Source organism: Shewanella sp. 125m-1 (genome assembly GCF_052977065.1).
Genome location: NZ_JBRILT010000014.1, coordinates 24,957 through 47,398, shown reverse-complemented (window position 1 = coordinate 47,398; position 22,442 = coordinate 24,957). Strand labels below are relative to the sequence as shown.

Below are 22,442 nucleotides of genomic sequence, written 5' to 3'. Positions count from 1 at the left end.
TCGTTATACCGTTCTAGTTCGGTTGGCTTTCCACGCTCGTTTTTTAGCTTATTGACTCTAAACCCCTCAGTTTTATTCAGTTAATCACTAAATTATTTGCCTGCCATCAAATAACGCTACACCTCATGTTTATAGTTTGAGAAAGATTTCGTTATAACGGTTATATTGTTGATTAATAATGGGTGGCTTAGCTTAAAATCAATGGGTGGCTTAGCTTAAAATCAGATTAATAATGGGTGGCTTAGCTTAAAATCATCACAAGGCATATCAAAGTAAAAGTGCGGGTAGAGGAAGATAGTGACTCATGGAAGCCGAGGTAGCCTTAGGTGAGTAGCAAGTTCACGACTTTTATCAAGCGTAGCTTGATTGTTTATAAGCTCAAGCGCAGCTTGTTTTAGCTATGTGGTAAACACCGTAATCTAAATGTTTATTTTAACTGCTAAGTTAATCCTTTCTTACCTCTTTGACGTATAGCTTTTGACAAAGAAAATCGTCCGGTAAGTGCTAAAGCAATTGCCTGTCTAAGCTGCAGACCAAACACGAGAGTTAATGGGGTAACCAATGTTTTCAATATTTAAACGAGATCCTGCCAAGAAACTTAAAAAGCTGTATTTTGCTAAGCTTGAGCAAGCGATGCTTGCGCAGAGGAAAGGCGATATTAGAACTTACTCGCTACTGACGGCAGAAGCGGGTGAAATAGATAAACAACTATCAAATCTCAAAATTTCATAGAGCTCGACCATTCCTCAATATCGGCAGTAAAATGCTAATGCTAATGCTAATGCTAATGCTAATGCTAATCTGAACTGCCTAATATGATCAGGAGACTCAAGACGTTAGTTGTTATACCTAGACTAATTTAGGCTTCAGGCGCGCTGATATGTGACGCCGCCGCACCTCTTTACAACTTGATTCGCATTTTCTTGCTATGCAAGATAACCTGCTGTCGCTTTATCTATTTGTTTTCTAATTTGATTCCACCGCCAAGGATGCAGTATGGCCCAGTTTGATAAGTCTGTTTCTATTGTTGTCGATCCAAGTTCCCCCGAGAGTATTACCACTGCATTAGCCGAGTATCGTCAGCGTTTAGCAGACGGTTCGGCGTTTCGCTTAACCATGAATCTGTTGCTCAATGTGCAGTTTGTTAAGCCTGATGGCAGTGCACTGACTATCGAGGATGCAGGAGATAAACGCGCCTTGGTAGAGCAGGCCATTAATACCTGTCGTTTTGAGGAAAAACAGGCCTACATCAGTGAACCTGTGCTGTTTGGCGCGGCATTGAATTTCCCAGAACTTATGCCTGCGGTGGTTGAAACGGTTACAGCTTTGGTGGCGTTTTCCCGCAGTCGCAATGACTCTAACGATCTTTGGATAGATGATTACAACGCATTCGGTATCGAAGCCTTGTATATGCTGATTGCAACCGAGGTTAGTTATAGCCCGATGCTCGCTCGTTTTCTGGTGCCTTACTGGGATACGCAAACCATGGCGGCACCGCTGTACTTGCTTGCTGGTTTAGTTGCTAAGCATGGCTGGACGCAAGACCTGATCAAGGCTTATGTCTGGTGCGATAGTGCTGAGGTACGCCGTTATTTTTATGCAGAGACGTCGTCTGAAGAAGCGGATGCGGTGCAACCAGACTTATTGTCGCACCTACAATCCAATCCTGACGATTATCGCTATTTTAAAAACGAGCTTTTAGCGCGACTGCAAACCAGTCCTATTTTAGCGCTTGCGGACGCAACGAACTCGCTGACGCAGATGCTGTTTGAGTATTACGACAGCATGGGCGCTTGGCCTGTGGGATGCGATCGCTGGCAGCTTGAAGACGAGGCTGAATTCTCAAAAGAGGAATGGCAAGACAAGGTTAAACAACAGCTTATTTGTGGCGCTAAGGTTGAAGATGAGATTATCGCCTTAGCGGCAAGCCTTACTGAAACCCGCAGCGAATCGGATTTTTTTGCTATAGCCGAAGCGCAGCGCAATGGCGTTGATAACGTTTATCAAGCTTGGATGCAGCCCGCTGAGGCTGAGCAAGAGATTGATACTGCAGCAGAGCCAGAAGTTGAAGCAATCGAGTGGGATGAAGCAACTGGGCGTAGATTCTTTACCTGCTTGAACCCAAGAACAGATTTAATCAGCCAAAATCGACTTGAACGTCTCAGTGATGAGCTTGGCTATCGTGACGGCCAAGAAATCATTGAAGCCTTACCTTATATGCCGTTGCATCTGGGGAGTAGTACTTATCTTGCGCTACGGTTGCTTAATAACCCCAGTCTTGCCGAGCGTACAGCAATTGAGCAATGGCTTGAGCAGCACTTAAGTAAGCTACTCACTGACTTTGTCCTTAAGTATTGCGAAGTACCAGAAGAGGCTAGCGAGGCACTGCATCAGTGGCTTTGCTGTGCTGAGTTTGAAGCAGTTTCTGGAGCTGACTCTCAAGCTGACAATACAGAGAGTATTGACGCAGAAATGATCGAGATTGTGCGCGCAGGTATGGCAAAAGATGGGGGTAAGTCAGGGCCTGAAATCAGCGCTAAACAAGCGGCTTATTGGACCCTGTTTACCCATGATGCGGGTCAGCGCTGCATGTTAACCACCTTGTTTTTACAAAGCGCAAGTAAGCAAAATCAGGCTGAAACGAGTCAGCTCGATCCCTCTAGTAAGGTTGTGCTGTTAGCTAAAAGACATTGGCAACTCTGGCTGTCGCTAGCGCCCCAGCGAGTGATAAATCGCATTGTGAAGTTTAAGGCCGATTATTCGCTTTACGCGGCGATTGATGCTCAAGATGCCGAGGCCGGTTTATTCGATTTATTGCAGCAACACGGTGTAACAGATGCCATGCTTGAAGCCTTTACTTTAATGGTAGATCAACAAGTCGCTGACTATCGTCCTGCCGATCCCCGCTTTGCCCTGCGTTATGCTAGCAAGGTAGCGCAATATGCAGAGTTAGAACCAGCTGATACCTCTATGATAGGGCGTCAGCAGTGGCTGCAATTCGAGGCCTTATTGCAGCAGCTTGAGTACTGCCGTGAAGATCAAGTGCTGGAGTTTTTACAGCATATTAATGCTATCAACCCAGATATGCCGCTGCCGATAGTCCCCATGTTTGAGACCGCCTTGCTCAATACCTTAAAAGAGGATTTCGATGACGCGAGTGCGCAAACTCTGTATGACAAACTGATGGCCTATCTTGCCTGCGGTGAAGGGCTAGAGGCCTTGAGCCCACAGGCGCTTAAAATGCCAAAACTGCAGGGCTGGAACCCATACCCAATGCACCGCAGTAAACTCGGGCCAGCTGATTTTATCTGGATGCTACCAAGCGAAATGGCGCAGCGCCTAGCGCTGTTTTTAGCGCAACTAGGTAAGCGTGGCTTACATTGGCTAGGAAGGAGTTCAGTAGAGAGCGCCTATGTTGCCTGTCTTATTCAACGTGGTGAGCTGCAAATGGCAGAGCGCTGGAGCCATTGTGAAGTTGGCAATGAGCGTCACCGAGACAGTGAGATGGGCGATGCGCTCGATATCGCCAAACAAAGCTGGGCACTCAACTGGCTTGATAACGCCGGCGTACCAGAGACATCTTTGGTGTATTTCGCCGTGCATGAAGGCTATGAGCAACAGGCGTTTGTATGCAGATTAGCTGCAGAAAACCGCTTGCCGGATATGCAGAATTGGTTGACGGCTAATGAGCGGGGACAATTACTTGCGATGCTGCAAGGGGCTGGAACATTGCCACAGGCCACCACAGAAGGTTTTTTGCAAGATTGCTCCAGCGCTGTGAAGCAGTTGGCTAATAAGCTGTTTGGTAACCGAACTTAACAGCAATAGAACTGGGTGGCTGTGTTGCTGCCACCCTTACTCCTTTTTGCAAAGTAAAAGTGCAAGTTTAAAGTGCAAGTTCAAAGTACAAGCTCAAAATAGAAAACATTTTTCAAAATAGAAGCTCATTGCTCATTGCTCATAACGGTTTTACACGTCGTATCTAAGCCAATTAGTCTAGATTCCAATTCTTAAAAATAGCCCCTTAAAAATAGTCCCTTAAAACACGTTTTAAAGCCCTTTACCCTGGACTTGGGCGCTAGAGGGAGATCCGTTTATCATTTTGCTGCAATACACCAACATCAACCTACTCCCTTTATGATTATAACTGCGCTAGGCCTTATACCGCCTAAGCTTGCGAGACTTCCTTATTAATCGCTGCTTGGTTTTTAATCGCTGCTTTGTAACTTTTTTGCGCTTTAAGAAACGTTTAACGTGCATTTTTATATCTAAAAACATCTCTCTGGCTGTATTTATCTTTCTGTTTTTTAACGTAAATGTTGTTTTCACATCTAATCGCTTCTAATGCTTTTTTTAGTGTGCTGTAGCTCAGGTTTTTACTGTTTTTTATATGGAAAATAGACATCGCTCAGTTGTTTAGCTCAATCGGTGAACGGTTAGTTTTTAAAAAAGTGTGCTTATAAAAGCATGCAAAAACAGTGATAAAAAATAAAATAATGATAAGTAGGAGTGAATGATGAGACGGTGGAAACACAAGGTAGCATTAAGCATGCTGTTTTGTTTTGGTGCCATTGCCAATGCGAACGCTGCTGGAAAATATGACAGTATTCCCCAAATGGGTAAAACCGCTAAAGGGGCAATAGCTGAATACAACGGTATGCAACAAGTCAACGGCGTAAAAACGCTGCAAGACTATATTGTTCAAGAAGAAGAGTTATTTGATTATCTATTCGAAAACCACCCAGTATTCAAATATCAGCAAGCCGGTAATTTAATTGGTGATTACCATATTAGTGACCGTGGTGAAGAGTATTTAGATACAGGTAAGAGCCCAGATTATAGTGAACGTGTTGGCGCGCCTCGCGCAGTTCAATACCGTCTAGGTGCTAAATCAATTCTAGATTATCCAAACAACTTCGTTGGCCCTGAAAAGTGTGCTGAATGTCATGCGACTCAATATGAGAAGTGGCAGCGTTCGCGTCATGCTAAAACAATTCGTTTCCCTGGTGAACACCCAGAAGTGGATAACGATATTGAAAAAACCATGTACAACACTAAAGATACCTCAATCTTACCAGACGGTATTACCCCTGACATGATCTATGCAACTGTTGGTACGCCTCGTACTAAATACGGTTTCATCGATGCGTGGCTTGTACGTGGTACTTACCACATCAGAGACGGTTTATTACGTGACGGTACCGGTAAAATGGTAGCGGGTGCTAACCAGTTCTCTCGTGGTTGGGCTGAATGGTTAACGCCTGAAATGTCAAAGAAAATTAACGATGTTATTCCTGAGTTCCCAACAACCCTTGAAGGTTTTGGTGGTTCAGGTTCGCACCAGCAAGGTATGAGCTCATACGGTGCTAAGTACGAAAAAGAGATGTTGTTCCAACCAGCAAGTTCTTACTGTGAAGTGTGCCATACGTTTAAGTTTGACTTCCAAAACAAGCAAGAGTTCTTCGATGCATTAGGCGATCCTAAGAAGCTTCAAGAGCACACGATTTCTCGTGGTATCGCTTGTGAAGAGTGTCATGGCGCGGGTGGTCACTTAGATGGTGGTACTGGCGGTATGCAGTCTAACTGTGAACGTTGTCACCAGCGTTTCCAGTATGACCCTACTCTTGCTGACACGCCTCAAGCACAAGAAAAGCGTGAGTACGCTTTCGGTGTGAAGATGAAGTCACTCTGTCCATCATGTGGTACTGAAGGTTCTCAGATGTATAACTCTGAGCACTACGAGAAGGGCATGCGCTGTACGACTTGTCACGATCCGCACGAAGTGACTGATGGTTCTTGGCAGTCTGGTTTCACTACACCAAAGCTGAAGAAAGACTGTAAAGACTGTCACGAAGCGCAGACTTTGATTGCTGAAAACTCAGATACACACAATAAGCAAACATGTCAAAGCTGTCACATGCCTAACATGGGTAGCTGTGAAAACTTCAAGGCACTGCAGTTCCCTGACCAAGCTGGTTTCGACGCAGTACGTAAGTCTCATATGTGGAAGATTCAAGTCGACCCAACGATGAAGACGCTAAACCCACCTGAAGGTGAGCCACGTACTCAAGGTCCTAAAGCGGGTAAAGGTTGGACTGTTGCTAAGAACGAAGAAGGCCGCTCATACCTAGACTTAATGTGGTCTTGTGCTCGTACCTCTATCTCTGACCACGACGTGGTGGAGAACAAGGGTTGTCACAGCCAGTTCCAGTCTGAGCTTGAAACAGGCTTACATTACGAAGACCAGTTAGAGATCTACGGTGAAGTAATGAAGATGCAAACACCTGTTAAAGAAGTGTTCGCGAAAGTTGAGCAAGCTCTTGTACGCATCGACCAGCTATTAGAAGTCACTAAGTTGTCTACTGAAGACAAGACTCAAGTACTAATGCTAGCTGAGAAGGCTGCAGAGACTGTTGATCTAATCAAGAAAGACGGTTCTTGGGGTGTGCATGGCTTCCGTTATAGCCAGAAGCGTCTAGATGCTGCACTTACTTATGTTACACAAGCGCAAAACATCTTAGATGGAACAGGTTACGCAGCTAAATAAGCCGCCTAACTCGTTAACCGCCTCGGCATGCATTGCAGCGCAATAATTGCCGAGGCAATAAAGAGAAAGATTATGAAAAAAGCACTGGGTCAAATTCTGGTAAGCCTCACGTTAATTGCAAGTTCAGCTAGCTGTTTCGCTGGTGGTGGTTCTGCGATGGCACCTGCTCATCGTTACGAACACCAGCTCAACACCATCAGCATGATGGAAGCTGAGACCTTAATCGGTAAGGAAGGTGTTTACTTTTTCGATGTGAATACGCTTGAACTTTGGGCTGAAGGGTTCATTCCAGGTGCTATTTACTTCAACGTTAAAGATTGGAAAAAATTACTGCCAGCTAAGAAAGATGCAGTGATGGTGTTTTATTGCGCCAACCGCCTATGTAATGCCAGCGAGATAGCGGCACATGAGGCGATGAAGATGGGCTACAGCAATGTTTTACAGATGCCAGATGGAATTTATGGATGGCGACTTTCAAATAGAGTCACAGAAAAGCCATAACAGCAGGATGTTGGGTAACAGAAGTTAAACGCAACTAGTTTATTTAAAGAGATGATTATTATGAAAAAATTCACAAAAACTACCCTAGCTGTTGTGACAGGTTTGACCCTGTTTATGTCTGCAAATTCAATGGCTAATACTGAGCTGACATCTGATGTTGAAAAAGAGTCTTACAGTATTGGTGCATCATTAGGTAAGTACATTTCAGGCCAAATTTATAGTCAAACTGAGCTGGGTGCTGAAGTGGATGTCGACCTTGTCATTGAAGGCGTTGTTGATGCGCTGAAAAATAACCCACAGTTTTCAGATGAAGAAATCCTGACTTTCCTAAATCAGCGCGCAGAGACGCTCAATACCGCACGTGAAGCCGTTGAAGCAAAGCTTGCACTCGCGAACGTGACAGCAGGCAATGAATACCTGGCTGACAATAAAAACAAAAATGGCGTAACAGAGACTAAGTCTGGTCTGCAATATGAAGTCATTAGTGAGGGAGAAGGCCGTAAGCCAAACCCACAAGATGTCGTCACAGTGCACTACAAAGGTTTCTTAATCGATGGCACTGAATTTGACGACTCTCACAAGCGTAACGAGCCAAATCGCTTTGCACTAATGAGCGTGATTGACGGCTGGCAAGAAGGCATTCCGTTAATGAACGAAGGCTCAACTTACAAGTTTGCTATTCCTGCAGCACTAGCCTATGGCGACAAGCAAGTTGGCATTATCCCACCGCAATCGACATTGGTGTTTGAAGTCGAGCTGGTGAAAGTTGAAGCACCTGGTGATAACGCACACGGCATGGGGCTCAGTGGTATGGGCATGGGTGGCATGATGGGCGGCGGTCACTAGTTTTAGTTGATGGCGTTATTGCCAAGGTTTTAAGTTTATTGTTTTAGTTAGTTTGGTTTGTAGAGAGTCACTATGAATAGTTTAGCTATCGGCATTACTGTCACTTTATGTGCAGTTATCACTTTAATTTGGCGTCATCATCACTCTTGTCAAAAGCAAGGTGTTACGCCGATAGCTAACTCTTTTAATGATGATAGCAGCAATAAAGAGGGGGATTTTAAGGTTGCGACTGGGATGGTTGTTGTACTTGTCAGTGTGACCTTACTTATGTACTCACAATTAGGCCATTTCAATGATTGGAATAAAGGAGTGGTAGACGAAAATATTGATTACCTGATCACCGCAGAAATCAATAAAAATGCAAAAAAAGTCAATGAGCAACCTAGTAATGAAATTGCATTATTAAATCTGGCTCAATCCTACGTTGATGGCGGCCTGTATAGCGAGTCGGTGCAAACTTTCGATGAGCTACTCAAACTGTCGGGCGATGATGCAGGTATTTTAGGGATGAAAGCCAATGCCATGTATTACCGCGATAACCGTGAAATGAGTCTAGACATTGATTTGGTTATCGCCAGAGCCTTAGCGCTCGACGAATATGAGCCTCAATCTCGCCTGTTACTTGCGACCCACGCTTACCTTAATGGTCAGTACGACAAAGCCATCGAGCAATGGCTGACTCTACTTAAAAGCGATAAGCAAAACGTTAACCGAGCCTCAATTAATAATGCAATTTTAAGAGCAGAGCAAAAAATAGCTAATCGTTCAGTGGCTGCATCTGAGTAAAGTCACGTAAAACCTAATAAGTATAAATATATCAGCAAAATAGCTGATAGCTGGAGGATGCTGTGAGTGAAAATATAGAGAGACGGAGGTTCCTTAAGTGCTTAGGAGCCAGCTCTTTGATAATAGCGCCCTTAGGGTGTAGCTCTGTCAAAGAGGGTGAGTCAGATGCAAGCAAGCCCCATTATGCGATGGTGTTTGATCAAAATAAATGTACCGGCTGCGGCGAGTGCAAAGAGGCCTGTAATCTAGCCAATAACTTACCAGCAGGTAAGTCTAGATTGTTGTTAGAACAGCACTCTGGTGGATTAGAGGGACAACCTTGCCCACATTGCGGCAAAACAACCGAATGTGGCTGTGAGCGTAAGTTTGTACGCGTCTCTTGTCAGCAGTGTAAGAATGCCCCTTGTGTGACCGTTTGCCCAACTGGCGCAGCGCACCGAGATGAGAAAACCGGCATTGTCACTATGGACACGTCTAAGTGTGCAGGTTGTAAGTACTGCATTGCAGCTTGCCCATATGATGCGCGCTTTATTAATAAAGAAACCGATGTCGCTGATAACTGTGACTTCTGCCTTAATAGCAAACTTGCCATTGGTGAGCTACCTGCTTGTGTGCAGAAATGCCGTTATGATGCACTGATTTTTGGTGATATCAACGATCCGACATCCTATATCAGCAAGCTTTTAAGAGTAAAAGATTCTGTGCGAATTAAGCCAGGATTTGGAACTGAGCCAAGCTTGCGTTACATCCCTATTGTAAAGCTAGGAGTATAGATATGGACGGTAATATTGAGTTTACAATGGGGTTATCTGAGGGCCTAGCATGGCCCTGGCCTATTGCTGTGTACTTGTTTTTTGCGGGGATCTCCGGTGGTGCGCTAGCCACTGCATTATTCCTGCGATTCTACAAAAAGCAGACAACCAACACGCCATTTTATAAAGCGGCAGCATTGATCGCGTTTGTGACGATTAGCTTAGGTATGTTATGTCTGGTTTTAGACTTAACCAACCCGCTGTTTTTCTGGCGAATTCTGGTTTTCTATAACCTAAATTCAGTCATGTCGATTGGTGTTATCGCACTATCGGTGTATATCCCGTTAGTGGCTTTGATTGCACTATTTGCCTTTGAAGAAGAGATCCGCTCAGTACCCGCACTTAAGGTACTAGTACCTGTGGTTGAAAAGCTAAAAGGCATTCGCCGCCCATGTGAAGTCACCGTATTAGTATTGGCACTTGCTGTCTGTGCTTATACTGGTTTCCTTATCTCGGCACTGGTTCGTTTTCCTATCATCAACACCTCTGTTTTACCAGCACTCTTTATTGCCTCTGGTATTTCAGCGGGCGCAGCAGCAGCCAAAATGCTTGCCGTGTCGATGTTTAAAGAAGACTTACACAGCCAAGATATGAAAGTGCTTCATGGTGCTGAGTGGCCAATCATGATTGCTGAAATGCTATTTATCTTCATGATCGTGACTTCACTTATGACGGGTAATGCTGGGGCACAAAGTGCATTTGAAGCGTTCCATACCGGTGAATGGGCAGCGGTGTTCTGGTTTGGTGTGGTTGGCCTAGGTTTTGGTGGCCCGCTATTACTTAACTTTGCTACTGGTAAGTCGTTTAGTCATTCGGCTAAAGCGTTCTATTTATCGGGTGTGTGCGCCGTTGCTGGCATGATGTGTCTGCGTATGTTCATCCTATATGCTGGTCAAACCTTTGCTATCTAGCCATAAGGCAAGCTAGTTAAGTGAGTTGTTCGCTCCTAATGCTTCGTCCCTGCAAGGTGAGTGCTAGGAGTTGAGCAACAATTGGTTCAACACTCACATCTTGTTACCTCATCTGTAAAAACAAGCGGTGAGTTTTCCTATCTTTCTGTTGTAGTTGGAAGTCGAATGAAAAAATTGATGTTCATCTTGATGTTAGTCCCATTTATGTTTGCTTGTAGTCAAGGTGATGCCGCTGTGCAGTCGACACAAGCTGAACCGATTCATGATCACGACCGTTGCCACTTGTGCGGCATGATGATCACTAAATACCCAGGGCCTAAAGGGCAGTTGAGATTAAAGAATGAATCCATAGTGCCAAAGTTTTGCTCGACACGAGACATGTTTAATTTTGCGCTACAACCAGAGAATAAGCGCCAGATCACCCAGCTAAAAGTGCATGATATGGCGCAGACTGATTGGCAGCAACCTGATGATCAGAGCTTTATTGATGCGACCTCTGCTTGGTATGTTTATGGCACTAGTAAACAAGCGGTGATGGGGCCTGCTGTTGCCTCATTTTCGAGTAAAGAAAGTGCAACCCAGTTTGCCCAAGAATTTGGTGGCGCGGTACTGACTTATGAGCAGATCACGATTGAACTGCTCGCTGGCGAGTAAGTGAGTCATTTAAGGCTTAGCTAATGCTCGCTGGCTAATACGAGCCACCTTCTTAATATTGGCGTTAGAATTTGCTGGAACGGTATCTTATGAGTCGCTCACCTTTACGAAAAGTGCTGGCGCAGAACGTCAGCATATTACGTTGGCTGCTAGTGGTATATGCAACCTTCTATGCCACTGGCTGTAATGGCGCCCATTTAGCCGTATCTAACAGCCAGGAGCTACAGCTGGCGTTAACTCATGCTAAGGCTGGCGACAGAATTGTTCTCGATGCTGGGCGTTATCAAGGCCCACTAAAAATCCATCAATCGATTATATTATCAAGCCTTGGCGACAGCATTATTGATGCTAATAGCGTGGGCAGCGCAATAACGGTGTTTGCTGCTAATGTTGAGATCTCAGGGCTGAGAATTGAAAACTGGGGCAATGATCATTATGAGCGCGATGCCGGTATTTTAGTTGAGCCAGGCAGTGATGGCGTAAAAATCCATAACAACAGTTTGCAAGGTAACGGTTTTGGTATTCGCGCCGATGAGCTAAACGATATCAAAATCCACGATAACGTGATTGTGGGTAACAACACCTTATATACCTTGGACCGCGGTGATGGCATTCATTTGCAGCACGTTGTTGGCGCCGAGATCTGGGGCAATACTATCTCGCAGGTCAGAGACGGGGTTTACCTTGAATCTGGCAGTAAAAGTAGAGTGTACGCTAATCGATTATTTGACCAGCAGTACGGTATTCATTACATGTACACCCAAGACGATGAAGCCTTTAATAACCAGAGCTATCAGGTCGATGGTGGTTATGCCTTGATGGACTCGAAACGCATTCACCTCCACCGTAATCAGGTATGGGAGGCCATCGATTTCGGTATTTTGCTGAACATGACCAAAGACTCGCTGGTGGAATTTAATCGAGTCGAACAGATCGTTAACCGCAGTGAAAACCAAGTACAAGGCCAAGAGGGTAAAGGCATATTCGTTTACGGTGCTCGAGATAACACCATTATCCATAACCACTTTGCTCATAATGATATTGGCTTTTATATGGCCATGGGAGGAGAGGGGAATCATGTTTATGGCAACCAGTTTATTGATAACTTTTCTCAGGTTAAGTATGTCGGTGATGCATTATTGGAGTGGAGCCATGCTGGCCGAGGGAACTACTGGAGTGGATACCTCGGCTGGGATCACAATTTAGATGGTGTGGGCAATACGGCCTATCAGCCCAATGATAAGATTGATAAATTATTCTGGCTTTATCCTGAAGCTAACTTCTTGATGGGTAGTCCAATTGTTGTCGTGCTGCGCTGGGTTCAACGTCAGTTTGAGATCACTGCCCCTAGCGGGATTGTCGACAGTTACCCGTTATTAGAGATGAACCCAGCTTTTAGTTTTTAGGCGGACGAGATGATGTTTTTAGTCAGCAAATAACCGCCTTTCGGAGAATCGATGAACCCTGCTTTAGCGGTATCAGCTAACCATATTCGACACCAGTTTGCCGATTTTACTGCAGTTAATGATGTGAGTTTTACAGTTGAACGCGGCCAAACTATGGCGTTACTTGGCCATAATGGCGCGGGTAAATCGACTCTGATTAAAATTCTCCTAGGCTTGATAAAACCCACAGCGGGTAATGTCTGTATTCTTGGGCAAGATCTGTCATGTCTAACGCGCAGTGCAGACTTAAAAATTGGATATTTACCTGAAAGTGTGAGCTTTTATGACAAATTAACGGGTAAAGAAATTTTAAGTTACTTTGCCGCTTTAAAGGGCGTCGGCCAGGCGCGAGTCAGCCAGTTGCTTGAAGAGTTTGGCTTAGAATATGCCCAAAATAGAGCGTTAAAAACCTACTCTAAAGGCATGAAGCAGCGCCTGGGTTTTGCTCAAGCTATTTTGAGTGAACCTGAGTTGTTGCTACTTGATGAGCCAACGGTTGGGCTCGATCCTGTGGCCTCTAAATTTCTGTACGGCAAAATTGATGAGCTTAAATTGCAAGGCTGCGGGGTGATTGTGTGCACCCATGAACTATCACTAATTGAGCATAATATCGATATCGCGCTTATCTTAGCCAAAGGGCAGGCGCTGGCATCGGGCAGCGTAGCGCAGTTAAGCCAGGCTAGCGGTCTTAAAACTCGACTGACCTCGCCCCAGCTTGCAAGTGTCATCTGCGGGCAACCGAAATTAGCTGCACTTTATGCTGACAATGCCTTGCTGTTAGATGAGCAGTCTAAGGCTGGGGTATTGCAGTTATTAACATCTGAGTGCCAAGTGTTTGATTTTAGTCTTAAAGAGCCTGCATTGGCTGATATCTATCATTTTTATATGGGTCAATGCTCTCAAGTTGCAGAGGTAAATTAAGGTTATGCTGACATCTCCTGTGTGTGTTATTGCTAAAAAAGAGATCCAAGATAGCCTACGTAATCGCTGGGTGTTGTTTATCTCATTAATATTTTTAATCTTATCGTTGAGCGTAACCTTTGCGGGCAGCGCCGTAGCCGGGCATTTGGCTTTGCCTCAATTGGATGCGTTGATATCAAGCCTGTCGACGATTTCGGTGTTTATCATTCCGCTCGCGGCGATGCTGGTGAGTTACGATGCGTTTGTGGGGGAGGATGAATCCGGTACTTTATTGCTGTTATTGTCTTACCCAATCACTCGTTTACAAATTCTAATGGGCAAGCTGTTAGGCCATAGCCTGATTATGAGTGTCACCATTGGCAGCGCTTTTAGTTTGACCGCATTATTATTGCTTGTATGTGGTGATTATGAGGTTGCTAAGACCTTAACTCAGTTTGGCCAATTTATAGTGAGCAGCATTTTGCTCGCCATCGCTTTTATTTTATTGGGTTATATCGTCAGTCTTAAATCAACAGAGAAAGCTAAAGCCGTTGCCAGTATTTTATTCGTTTGGTTTGTGTTCGTTCTCATTTATGACTTACTGTTATTAACAATATTAGTTGCAGATCTCGCCTTTTTTAATCAGTATATAATCAACCTCTTAATTGCACTTAATCCAACCGATCTCTATCGAGCGATAAATTTAATCGGTACAGATGTTAGCGGTGGAAGTTTAGCGATGATCTCTTCTGTTACATGGGGAAAGTTGGCGCTTTATGGCGTGATGTTGTTGTGGGTTGCAATGTTAGTGTTTATCGCTAACCAATTGTTTAAATGCCGAGCTTTATAATGTAAAAGTGGGTTTTAGTGGTTTAAATGAATTAAGTGGTAAAGATGTGTCCTCGATATTACAGAACTGATATTCGATGATTGATATTCGATGATTGATATTCGATGATTGATATTCGATGATTGATATTGAAGGCTTGATAATAAAGCTATGTTGAATAAAGCGTTTAAAGTGATTCAGCACAATTTAAATGTCTTCAACCGTTAAAATGTTAGATATGTGAGCATTAACACCCTGTTCTTCGATGGCTGATTTGATTTCAGGGTAAAGTCACGTTTTTAAAACCATTTTTTAGTAAACTTGCATTAAGTCGTATTAATGTTCGAGTTGCAGTGAATTGATTTGTAGAGGTTTCGGGTGCTAAAAGTTACTCCATATTTGGAGCTGGATGAAGAGGCTAAACAATTAGTCGATCATGCAAATAATAAAACCATAACTCTGACTGTATCGGAGTCGGCGGTTTTGCATCAATTAATACTCTCAATGAGTTCGGTATGCACTAAAGAAGATCTATTAGCGGCTGGTTGGCCCGATCGGGTTGTGGCTGCAACCTCGCTAACTCAATGCGTTAGTACCCTCAGAAAGAAGCTAGAAGCTTATCCCGAAGTCATGTTGCGCACCATAGCTGGCCGCGGGTATCAGCTTAATGTCTCAACACGTTCTCACATCAAAATGCTGGCAGTGAATGACCCAGAATCGGTGCGCGCTGCCATTGTTGATGTGTCATTATTGGTCAAAATAAGCGGTATTATTATTGTCGCGCTGATCGCTTTGTCTGTTTGGTACTTCAGTGATTATCACGGCGTAGTAAAAGCTAAGAACAGTTGGGATGCAGAGAAAAATATTCAGTTAAATATTGGTGGCGTTAAGCAAGATGTTGCGCTTATCCATAAAGATAATGTCGCTCATCTGCACCCCTCTATGTGGCAAAAACATCTGGCGCCGGAATCGAACCACTTAAGTGATATCAGCAAGTTTAAAGGTTACGCTGTCACCGATGGTAACTACTATTCGATGGCGGCATGCCCCGAGGCAGATACCTATGGCTGTTCGGGTAAAGGTTTAATTAATATTACCGCGATTGACTTAACGCCAGCGGGTTTGAATATGAAAACCTTTACCGAGTTAACTCATATGATGGAACAGCGCATTCGTTATAATCGCGTCATCATCCCTCATGATGAGCCCGGCACCAGTGGCTTTATTGAGCATCATTATCACGCTGATGTGTATTTTCCTGTTCAAGGTAATATGTTGGTGCGCTCAGACATCAGTCTGTCACTTATCTATGATGATGAAAACACAGGTAAGTTTTATTCTGCGGCGTGCGTAACCGATGAAGAGTGTAAGACCACTCCGATAAAATATAAGATCAAAGGTGATTTTACTCAGTATCAGGAAAAAATTAATGACTTAGATGTGGATGTATTCCATGTCAAAGTGTCGCAAAAAGAGCTAATCAAGCCGGATCAAGTCAGCCCATCAGCGATGCACTTTTATCGTGAGATCCGTAAGCACGAGATCATCGATAGTGACCTGTATTTCTACCGCATATACAAAGATGCAGACACCGCTGTGTGGATAGTGCCTATTTTAGGTAACTTGGTCGCCTGGTTTGAATATGACAAGGTGAAGCTTTAATAGCTGTTAAAAGCAGGTCCTAGGATTAAGAGAAGGTTCTAGGAAAAGCAGGTTAGAGCTAAGACGGTATAAGCTAAGACGGAAAACAAAAGATAACGGTGTGCCTTCTTTTGATTGTATAGCAGGACGTAGTCCGCTCTAGCCGCGCAGCGTTCTAGGTTCTAGAATCTAGGTTCTAGGTTCTAGGTTCTAGGAAGAGCAGGTTCTAGCAAAAGCTAACAAGCGGAAAAGGCGGTGCTTTTGTCTTTTGCTGTTCCTAGTAGCCCGTCCTCGCAGCGAAGCGCCCTAGGATCTAGCCCCTTCTTTTTACCCTGTTTTGCCTTTTTTTGTATTGTTTGACCGAGTGCTAAACTCAGAACTTCCGCTTCTAGTCACTCCTTTACTCATCACTCTCTCCACTGATCGCAGATATTTCTGTTAGATCCTTCACAGATCTTAATGCTGCTTCAAGTATTATCGAAACGTTTCGATTATGCTCGCTGCATTGCTATCGAAACGTTTCGATGTTGTCGCCATAATCATTTAGGTTGATAGATGAACAAGCACGCTTTGCTCAATGCAGATATGAATTACCTTGCAGCCACGCTGGGGCATACCGATGAAGTGACTATTTGTGATGCCGGACTACCGATCCCAGCGGCAGTACAGCGCATAGATCTGGCTTTGACTCATGGGGTACCTAGCTTTATTGCCACCGTTAAGGTCTGGCTAGCGAGCTCGCAAATCGAGGGTGTGGTATTAGCGCAAGAGTTTGCCGATGTCAGCCCCGAGTGCCATCAAGCACTATTGGCTGAGATTGAGCTTGAGCAGCAAGCAACAGGGCGTGTTTTTTCGATTGAGTACATTAGCCATGAAGCGTTTAAGCAACGAACTCAACATAGTCGTGCGGTGATCCGCACCGGTGAGTGCACGCCTTATGCCAATGTGATTTTTAAAACTGGTGTTGTATTTTAAGCTTACCGGAGTCACGTTATGACCCAAGCAATATTACAGTTACAAGCGATAGAAAAGTCTTTTCCCGGGGTAAAGGCGCTCGATAAAGCTAGCTTAAATGTTTACCCTGGCCAAGTGATGGCATTGATGGGAGAAAACGGCGCGGGCAAATCGACATTAATGAAAGTGCTCACCGGGATCTACAACTTAGATGCAGGCCGTATTGTTTACCAAGGTAAGGCGCGCAGTTTCGATGGCCCGCGTGATTCACAGCAAGCTGGCATTAGCATTATCCATCAGGAGCTGAATTTACTACCTGAGCTCACCATTGCTGAAAACATCTTTTTGGGACGTGAAATCACCTCTAGTTTTGGCCGCATACTTTGGGATGAAATGAACTCCCGAGCAGCGGCACTACTAACACGCCTATCGGTAACCCATGCGCCGCAAACCTTGGTCGGTAAGCTGAGTTTAGGCGAGCAGCAGATGGTGGAAATAGCCAAAGCCATTTCGTTTAACTCAAAAGTCATCATCATGGATGAGCCTACCGACGCCCTCACCGACGTTGAAACTCAATCGCTGTTTAAAGTCATTAATGAGTTGCGTGACCAAGGCTGCGGTATCGTTTATATCTCTCACCGCATGCAAGAGATCTTTGCCATTTGTGATGCGGTAACAGTGCTTAGAGATGGCGGTTTTATTCATGAGTGTGCGATTAGCGACATTAACGAAGATCAACTCATTGAGCGCATGGTGGGCCGTAAGCTTGCCGACCAATATCCACGCATTGCGATTACTCATCAAGGCTGCAGATTGGCAGTAAATCAACTATCAGGCCCTGGGGTTGAAAACGTGAGCTTTAACCTTAACCAAGGAGAAATTTTAGGTTTTTCGGGGTTAATGGGTGCCGGGCGCACCGAACTGATGAAGATGATCTTTGGCGCAAGTGCTAAAACCCAGGGGCAGCTAACCCTGAATGGCTGTGATATTAAGATTAATAATCCGCAGCAAGCACTTGATGCCGGTATTGCTTATATTTCAGAAGACCGTAAAGGCGATGGCTTATTGCTAGACTTGTCGGTTAAAGAAAACATGTCTATTTGCGCATTAGCCAAGCTAAGTACTGGGCTACAACTGCGCCACAATGATGAAATGGCCGAAGTCGACCGTTTTATTGATGCCTTTAATATCAAAACACCTAACCGTGATGCCCGTATTGGTAATTTGTCGGGTGGTAATCAGCAAAAAGTGTCAATCGCCAAAGGCTTAATGACTCTGCCGCAGGTGCTTATTTTAGATGAGCCAACTCGTGGTGTAGATGTGGGCGCGAAGAAAGAGATCTACGATCTTATCAACCGCTTCAAGGCGCAAGGTATGAGTATTATTTTAGTGTCATCGGATATGCCTGAGTTACTGGGGATGTCTGATCGTATTTTAGTGATGCACCAAGGCCAGATCAGTGGCGAATTTGATGCCGCGATAGCAGATCAAGAAACCATTCTTGCTTGCGCCGTTGGTAAAACATTAAACAAGGATATTGCATGAGCCCGTTAATTACAGTCCAGCCATTCTATAAGAGAATTAATAAAGAGTGGTTGATTGAGCAAAAATCGCTTATCGCCCTGTTTAGCCTAATTTTTGTGGTGTCGCTACTGAGCCCAAACTTTTTAACGGTAGATAACTTACTTAATATTTTACGCCAGACCTCGGTTAACGCGATTATTGCGGTAGGGATGACAATCGTTATTCTGACAGCGGGTATCGATTTGAGTGTCGGGTCGGTTTTAGCCTTAAGTGGCGCAATCGTGGCGACTTTAATCGGTATGGATGTGCCTGTGATGGTTGCTTTGCCTGTGGCATTAATCGCGGGCGCGGCGCTTGGGGCTATCAGTGGCATTATTGTTGCCAAAGGTAAGGTGCAAGCCTTTATCGCCACCTTGGTGACCATGACACTGCTACGCGGTGTGACTATGGTGTACACCGATGGTCGCCCTGTACCTACAGGTTTTACTGACACCGCCGATAGCTTTACCTGGCTAGGAACTGGCTATGTGCTGGGCATTCCTGTGCCGGTGTGGTTGATGGCGGTGGTGTTTGCTGGCGCTTGGTATTTGTTAAATCACACACGCTTTGGCCGTTATATTTACGCTGTGGGTGGTAATGAGTCAGCGGCGCGTTTATCAGGTATTGCGGTTGATAAGGTCAAGATCGCGGCCTATGCCATTTGTGGCTCAATGGCGGCGCTCGCTGGTATTATCGTGACCGCACGTTTATCTTCGGCGCAACCTACGGCAGGTATGGGTTACGAGCTTGATGCGATTGCCGCGGTAGTGTTAGGTGGCACGAGTTTGATGGGTGGTAAAGGCCGCATTATGGGCACCTTAATTGGGGCATTAATTATTGGCTTTTTGAACAACGCCTTAAACCTGCTCGATGTGTCGTCTTACTACCAGATGATCGCCAAAGCCAGCGTGATTTTGCTGGCGGTATTAATCGATACTAAGCAGAAGTCGAGATAGGCAAAGGTCTAGATAGGAAAAAGCGTAAGTATTGATAAGCTGTGCGCCCAGCGTGCTGCTTGTGTACATTCCCTGTATTAAAAAGGTTTACCATGAAGCGACTTGCTAATCAAAAAGTGTCAGTTCTGTTGTCAGTAGCATTGTTGTCAGCGAGTGCGCCTTTTAGCGCTAGTGCCCAGGATGCGATTGCTATCGTGCTGTCGACAATGAACAATCCATTCTTTGTCAGCATGAAAGATGGCGCCGAAGCTAAGGCAAAAGAGCTAGGTTATAAGCTGATTGCACTGGACTCGCAGAACGACCCAAGCAAAGAGCTCGCTAACGTTGAAGACTTAACCATGCGCGGCGTAAAAGCGATTTTGATTAATCCAACCGATGCGTTAGCTGTGACCAATGCTATCGGCACGGCTAATCGCGCTAACATTCCGGTGCTGACACTAGATAGAACAGCAGAGCGCGGCGATATCGTCAGCCATATTGCCTCTGATAATATTGCGGGTGGCGAATTAGCTGGGCAGTTTATTGCTGATACCCTCGGCGCTAATGCCAAGGTCATTCAGCTTGAGGGTATTGCGGGTACGTCAGCTGCCCGTGAGCGGGGTGAAGGTTTTAGCAATGCCATTAAGGCTCACGGCTTAAACCTGTTATCGAGTCAGCCCGCGGATTTTGACCGCTCAAAAGGTTTAAACGTGATGGAAAATATGTTAGCGGCAAACGGTGATGTGCAGGCGGTATTTGCTCAAAATGATGAAATGGCCTTAGGTGCATTACGCGCCATTGAAGCGGCTGGTAAAGATATCATGGTGATTGGTTTTGATGGCACCGACGAAGGCATTGCCGCGGTAAGACGAAACCAGTTATCGGCGACCATTGCTCAGCAGCCTGAGTTGCTCGGTGCTACGGCTATTGTGATGGCCGACAAGATCTTAAAAGGCAATCAGGTCGAAAAATCGATACCTGTTGCGTTAAAAATCATTACTGCAACACAGTAATTTATTCATAATTTGTCACACTAGTGTGCTGCGTTTTTGAGCTTGATTCAAGGCGCGTTTCACTCTGAGCCCAACATTAAAGAGGTTGGCAGCGACTCAGAGAACATCAAGGAATAGGTAAATGTCTCAGTTAATCGTTTTAGGCAGTGTCAATGCCGACCATGTACTTCAAGTCGCTTCTTTTCCGCGACCAGGAGAAACCTTGCATGGCTACAATTATCAAATTATCCCTGGTGGTAAAGGCGCTAACCAAGCGGTTGCTGCTGCGCGATTAGGTGCTGATACCGGATTTATCGCTTGTGTGGGTGATGACGGTTTTGGTAAAAATATCCGTCATAGTTTTGAGCAAGATGGCATGGATGTATCTGCTGTACACATGATGACAAATACCCCTACGGGCATTGCGATGATCCAGGTGAGCGACAGCGGTGAAAACAGCATCTGTATTGCGGCTGCGGCAAATGATGCGCTGACAGCAGAGATCGTTGAGCAACATAGCGGCCAAATAGCCGCTGCTGAATATCTACTAATGCAACTTGAAACCCCGCTAGCAGGTATTGAACTGGCGGCGAGCATCGCTAAAGCGCAACACACCAAGGTGATATTAAATCCCGCTCCAGCACGCAGCTTACCTGACTCGCTATTGTCGATGCTTGATATTATTACCCCAAATGAAACCGAAGCTGAGCTCCTAACTGGTATTAAGGTTGATGATGCTAACAGCGCTGCCAAGGCTGCCAACGTACTGCATGATAAAGGGATTGCGACTGTGATGATCACCTTAGGTGCAAAAGGCGTGTATCTAAGTGAGCAGGGTAAAGGTAAAATTATTGCTGGCTTTAAAGTACAAGTGACCGATACTACCGCTGCAGGCGACACCTTTAATGGTGCCTTTGTTACGGCAATACTTGAAGGTCAAACTATTGAGCAGGCGGTGGTGTTTGCTCACGGTGCTGCGGCGATTTCAGTGACCCGCTTTGGCGCACAAACCTCGATTCCAAGCCGTGCTGAAGTTGAGCAGTTTTTAGCTACGCACTAATTTGTTATAAAAACAGTTAATAACATCGTTATTTAGATAGGAAGTTAACCCAGATGGCCACCATGAAAGATGTCGCTAAACTTGCGAGCGTTTCCACTTCAACAGTGAGCCATGTGATGAATGGTACCCGCTTTGTGAGTGAAGACATTGCTAAGCGGGTGCAAGATGCAGCGCAACAGCTCAATTATCACGGTCCTTCTGCGGTGGCTCGCAGCCTTAAGCAAAACTGCACTAAAACCATTGGCATGTTGGTGACGACCTCTACTAACCCGTTTTATGCTGAAGTGGTACGCAGTGTTGAGCAAGCCTGTTATCAGCAGGGTTACAACCTTATTTTGTGTAATACCGAGGGTGACGCCCAGCGCCTAAAGCGCTCCTTAACCACGTTAATTGAGCGCCGTGTCGATGGCCTAATTATGATGTGCGCTATGCTCGAGGGTGATGATGCACTGATTTATCGCCGCTTAGAAGCGTTACCTGTAGTGGTCATGGATTGGGGCCTGGTGGATTTTCCTTGCGATAAAATTCAGGGGCATTCTCGTCAAGGTGGCATATTGGCAACTCAGTATTTAATTGATAACGGCCACACTGAAATAGGCTGTATTACTGGCCCGCGTAACCGCCAGCAGGCTGACTTACGTTATCAGGGGTTTGTCGATGCCATGCAAGCGGCAAACTTACCGATTAATCCTAAATGGGTGGTCGAGGGCAACTTTGAAACCGAAGGTGGCAAGGCGGCGTTTGCCAAGCTGCAAGCGACGGGTGAATTGCCTAGCGCACTATTTGTGTGTAATGACATGATGGCCATTGGTGTATTGCATGAAGCCCAGCGGACAGGGGTGAAGATCCCTGAGCAGTTATCCGTTATCGGCTACGACAATATTCAATTGGCAAAATTTATGACGCCCGCGCTAACCAGTATTCATCAGTCTAAAGCACGTTTAGGCGCCGCGGCGGTGCATGCGTTAATCGCTAGATTACAAGACCCAAGCTTGCCACAGCAATTTATGGATATTGAGCCAAGAGTGACAGTGCGCGCTAGCGTGAGCCAAAGATAAAGCGTGGG

At 45.2% G+C, this 22,442-nt stretch carries 19 protein-coding genes; all 19 read left to right on the top strand.

What is annotated here, in order from left to right:
* The first annotated feature begins 561 nt into the window (after positions 1-561).
* The 19 genes from ACVBIK_RS08605 to ACVBIK_RS08515 all read left to right on the top strand — a co-directional run bounded on the left by ACVBIK_RS08605 (position 562) and on the right by ACVBIK_RS08515 (position 22,434).
* A complete protein-coding gene (locus tag ACVBIK_RS08605; RefSeq protein ID WP_439267683.1) occupies positions 562-732 on the top strand; it encodes a DUF6435 family protein in 171 nt (56 codons plus the stop codon).
* A 264-nt stretch (positions 733-996) separates the two neighbouring features.
* Positions 997-3,819, top strand: coding sequence for a hypothetical protein (locus tag ACVBIK_RS08600; RefSeq protein WP_447169486.1), 2,823 nt, complete (start codon positions 997-999; stop codon positions 3,817-3,819).
* Positions 3,820-4,516: 697 nt separating this feature from the next.
* Positions 4,517-6,547: a multiheme c-type cytochrome gene (locus tag ACVBIK_RS08595; RefSeq protein WP_447160860.1), complete on the top strand. Its 2,031-nt coding sequence runs from the start codon at positions 4,517-4,519 to the stop codon at positions 6,545-6,547.
* 72 nt (positions 6,548-6,619) lie between these two features.
* The gene (locus ACVBIK_RS08590) at positions 6,620-7,048 is read left to right on the top strand and encodes a rhodanese-like domain-containing protein (protein WP_447160861.1); all 429 of its coding nucleotides are present in this window, start codon (positions 6,620-6,622) and stop codon (positions 7,046-7,048) included.
* Positions 7,049-7,108: 60 nt separating this feature from the next.
* Positions 7,109-7,894, top strand: coding sequence for an FKBP-type peptidyl-prolyl cis-trans isomerase (locus ACVBIK_RS08585; protein WP_447169485.1), 786 nt, complete (start codon positions 7,109-7,111; stop codon positions 7,892-7,894).
* A 72-nt stretch (positions 7,895-7,966) separates the two neighbouring features.
* The gene (locus ACVBIK_RS08580) at positions 7,967-8,680 is read left to right on the top strand and encodes a tetratricopeptide repeat protein (protein ID WP_447160863.1); all 714 of its coding nucleotides are present in this window, start codon (positions 7,967-7,969) and stop codon (positions 8,678-8,680) included.
* 62 nt (positions 8,681-8,742) lie between these two features.
* On the top strand, positions 8,743-9,453 hold the full coding sequence (locus ACVBIK_RS08575) for a 4Fe-4S dicluster domain-containing protein (protein ID WP_447169484.1): 711 nt from the start codon (positions 8,743-8,745) through the stop codon (positions 9,451-9,453).
* A gap of 2 nt (positions 9,454-9,455) precedes the next feature.
* The gene (nrfD, locus tag ACVBIK_RS08570; protein WP_447169483.1) at positions 9,456-10,403 is read left to right on the top strand and encodes an NrfD/PsrC family molybdoenzyme membrane anchor subunit; all 948 of its coding nucleotides are present in this window, start codon (positions 9,456-9,458) and stop codon (positions 10,401-10,403) included.
* A gap of 189 nt (positions 10,404-10,592) precedes the next feature.
* On the top strand, positions 10,593-11,057 hold the full coding sequence (locus ACVBIK_RS08565) for a nitrous oxide reductase accessory protein NosL (RefSeq protein WP_447160885.1): 465 nt from the start codon (positions 10,593-10,595) through the stop codon (positions 11,055-11,057).
* Positions 11,058-11,146: 89 nt separating this feature from the next.
* Entirely contained in the window at positions 11,147-12,463 is a 1,317-nt protein-coding gene (gene nosD, locus ACVBIK_RS08560) for a nitrous oxide reductase family maturation protein NosD (RefSeq protein WP_447160866.1), read from the top strand.
* Positions 12,464-12,514: 51 nt separating this feature from the next.
* Positions 12,515-13,423, top strand: a complete 909-nt coding sequence (locus tag ACVBIK_RS08555) for an ABC transporter ATP-binding protein (RefSeq protein ID WP_447163888.1) — start codon at positions 12,515-12,517, stop codon at positions 13,421-13,423.
* Between the two features lie 4 nt (positions 13,424-13,427).
* Positions 13,428-14,252, top strand: coding sequence for an ABC transporter permease (locus ACVBIK_RS08550; RefSeq protein ID WP_447169482.1), 825 nt, complete (start codon positions 13,428-13,430; stop codon positions 14,250-14,252).
* A 357-nt stretch (positions 14,253-14,609) separates the two neighbouring features.
* Positions 14,610-15,893 (top strand): winged helix-turn-helix domain-containing protein, encoded by a 1,284-nt coding sequence (locus ACVBIK_RS08545; RefSeq protein ID WP_447160869.1) that lies wholly within the window; start codon positions 14,610-14,612, stop codon positions 15,891-15,893.
* Positions 15,894-16,427: 534 nt separating this feature from the next.
* Entirely contained in the window at positions 16,428-16,847 is a 420-nt protein-coding gene (gene rbsD, locus ACVBIK_RS08540; RefSeq protein ID WP_447160870.1) for a D-ribose pyranase, read from the top strand.
* Between the two features lie 18 nt (positions 16,848-16,865).
* On the top strand, positions 16,866-18,371 hold the full coding sequence (gene rbsA / locus ACVBIK_RS08535; RefSeq protein WP_447169481.1) for a ribose ABC transporter ATP-binding protein RbsA: 1,506 nt from the start codon (positions 16,866-16,868) through the stop codon (positions 18,369-18,371).
* Positions 18,368-19,345 (top strand): ribose ABC transporter permease, encoded by a 978-nt coding sequence (gene rbsC, locus ACVBIK_RS08530; RefSeq protein WP_447163890.1) that lies wholly within the window; start codon positions 18,368-18,370, stop codon positions 19,343-19,345. The genes rbsA and rbsC overlap by 4 nt, the downstream gene beginning before the upstream one ends.
* 92 nt (positions 19,346-19,437) lie before the next feature.
* Positions 19,438-20,337, top strand: a complete 900-nt coding sequence (gene rbsB / locus ACVBIK_RS08525) for a ribose ABC transporter substrate-binding protein RbsB (RefSeq protein WP_447160873.1) — start codon at positions 19,438-19,440, stop codon at positions 20,335-20,337.
* Between the two features lie 121 nt (positions 20,338-20,458).
* Positions 20,459-21,376, top strand: a complete 918-nt coding sequence (gene rbsK / locus ACVBIK_RS08520) for a ribokinase (RefSeq protein ID WP_447160874.1) — start codon at positions 20,459-20,461, stop codon at positions 21,374-21,376.
* A gap of 53 nt (positions 21,377-21,429) precedes the next feature.
* A complete protein-coding gene (locus ACVBIK_RS08515; protein ID WP_447160875.1) occupies positions 21,430-22,434 on the top strand; it encodes a substrate-binding domain-containing protein in 1,005 nt (334 codons plus the stop codon).
* Positions 22,435-22,442: the final 8 nt, after the last annotated feature.

Coding starts and splice junctions, on each gene's coding strand:
- nosD (WP_447160866.1), top strand. CDS start 11,147: ATGAGTCGCTCACCTTTACGAAAAGTGCTGGCGCAGAACGTCAGCATA.
- ACVBIK_RS08595 (WP_447160860.1), top strand. CDS start 4,517: ATGAGACGGTGGAAACACAAGGTAGCATTAAGCATGCTGTTTTGTTTT.
- ACVBIK_RS08585 (WP_447169485.1), top strand. CDS start 7,109: ATGAAAAAATTCACAAAAACTACCCTAGCTGTTGTGACAGGTTTGACC.
- ACVBIK_RS08515 (WP_447160875.1), top strand. CDS start 21,430: ATGGCCACCATGAAAGATGTCGCTAAACTTGCGAGCGTTTCCACTTCA.
- nrfD (WP_447169483.1), top strand. CDS start 9,456: ATGGACGGTAATATTGAGTTTACAATGGGGTTATCTGAGGGCCTAGCA.
- ACVBIK_RS08580 (WP_447160863.1), top strand. CDS start 7,967: ATGAATAGTTTAGCTATCGGCATTACTGTCACTTTATGTGCAGTTATC.
- rbsB (WP_447160873.1), top strand. CDS start 19,438: ATGAAGCGACTTGCTAATCAAAAAGTGTCAGTTCTGTTGTCAGTAGCA.
- ACVBIK_RS08555 (WP_447163888.1), top strand. CDS start 12,515: ATGAACCCTGCTTTAGCGGTATCAGCTAACCATATTCGACACCAGTTT.
- rbsA (WP_447169481.1), top strand. CDS start 16,866: ATGACCCAAGCAATATTACAGTTACAAGCGATAGAAAAGTCTTTTCCC.
- ACVBIK_RS08550 (WP_447169482.1), top strand. CDS start 13,428: ATGCTGACATCTCCTGTGTGTGTTATTGCTAAAAAAGAGATCCAAGAT.
- ACVBIK_RS08605 (WP_439267683.1), top strand. CDS start 562: ATGTTTTCAATATTTAAACGAGATCCTGCCAAGAAACTTAAAAAGCTG.
- rbsC (WP_447163890.1), top strand. CDS start 18,368: ATGAGCCCGTTAATTACAGTCCAGCCATTCTATAAGAGAATTAATAAA.
- rbsD (WP_447160870.1), top strand. CDS start 16,428: ATGAACAAGCACGCTTTGCTCAATGCAGATATGAATTACCTTGCAGCC.
- ACVBIK_RS08565 (WP_447160885.1), top strand. CDS start 10,593: ATGTTAGTCCCATTTATGTTTGCTTGTAGTCAAGGTGATGCCGCTGTG.
- ACVBIK_RS08600 (WP_447169486.1), top strand. CDS start 997: ATGGCCCAGTTTGATAAGTCTGTTTCTATTGTTGTCGATCCAAGTTCC.
- ACVBIK_RS08590 (WP_447160861.1), top strand. CDS start 6,620: ATGAAAAAAGCACTGGGTCAAATTCTGGTAAGCCTCACGTTAATTGCA.
- rbsK (WP_447160874.1), top strand. CDS start 20,459: ATGTCTCAGTTAATCGTTTTAGGCAGTGTCAATGCCGACCATGTACTT.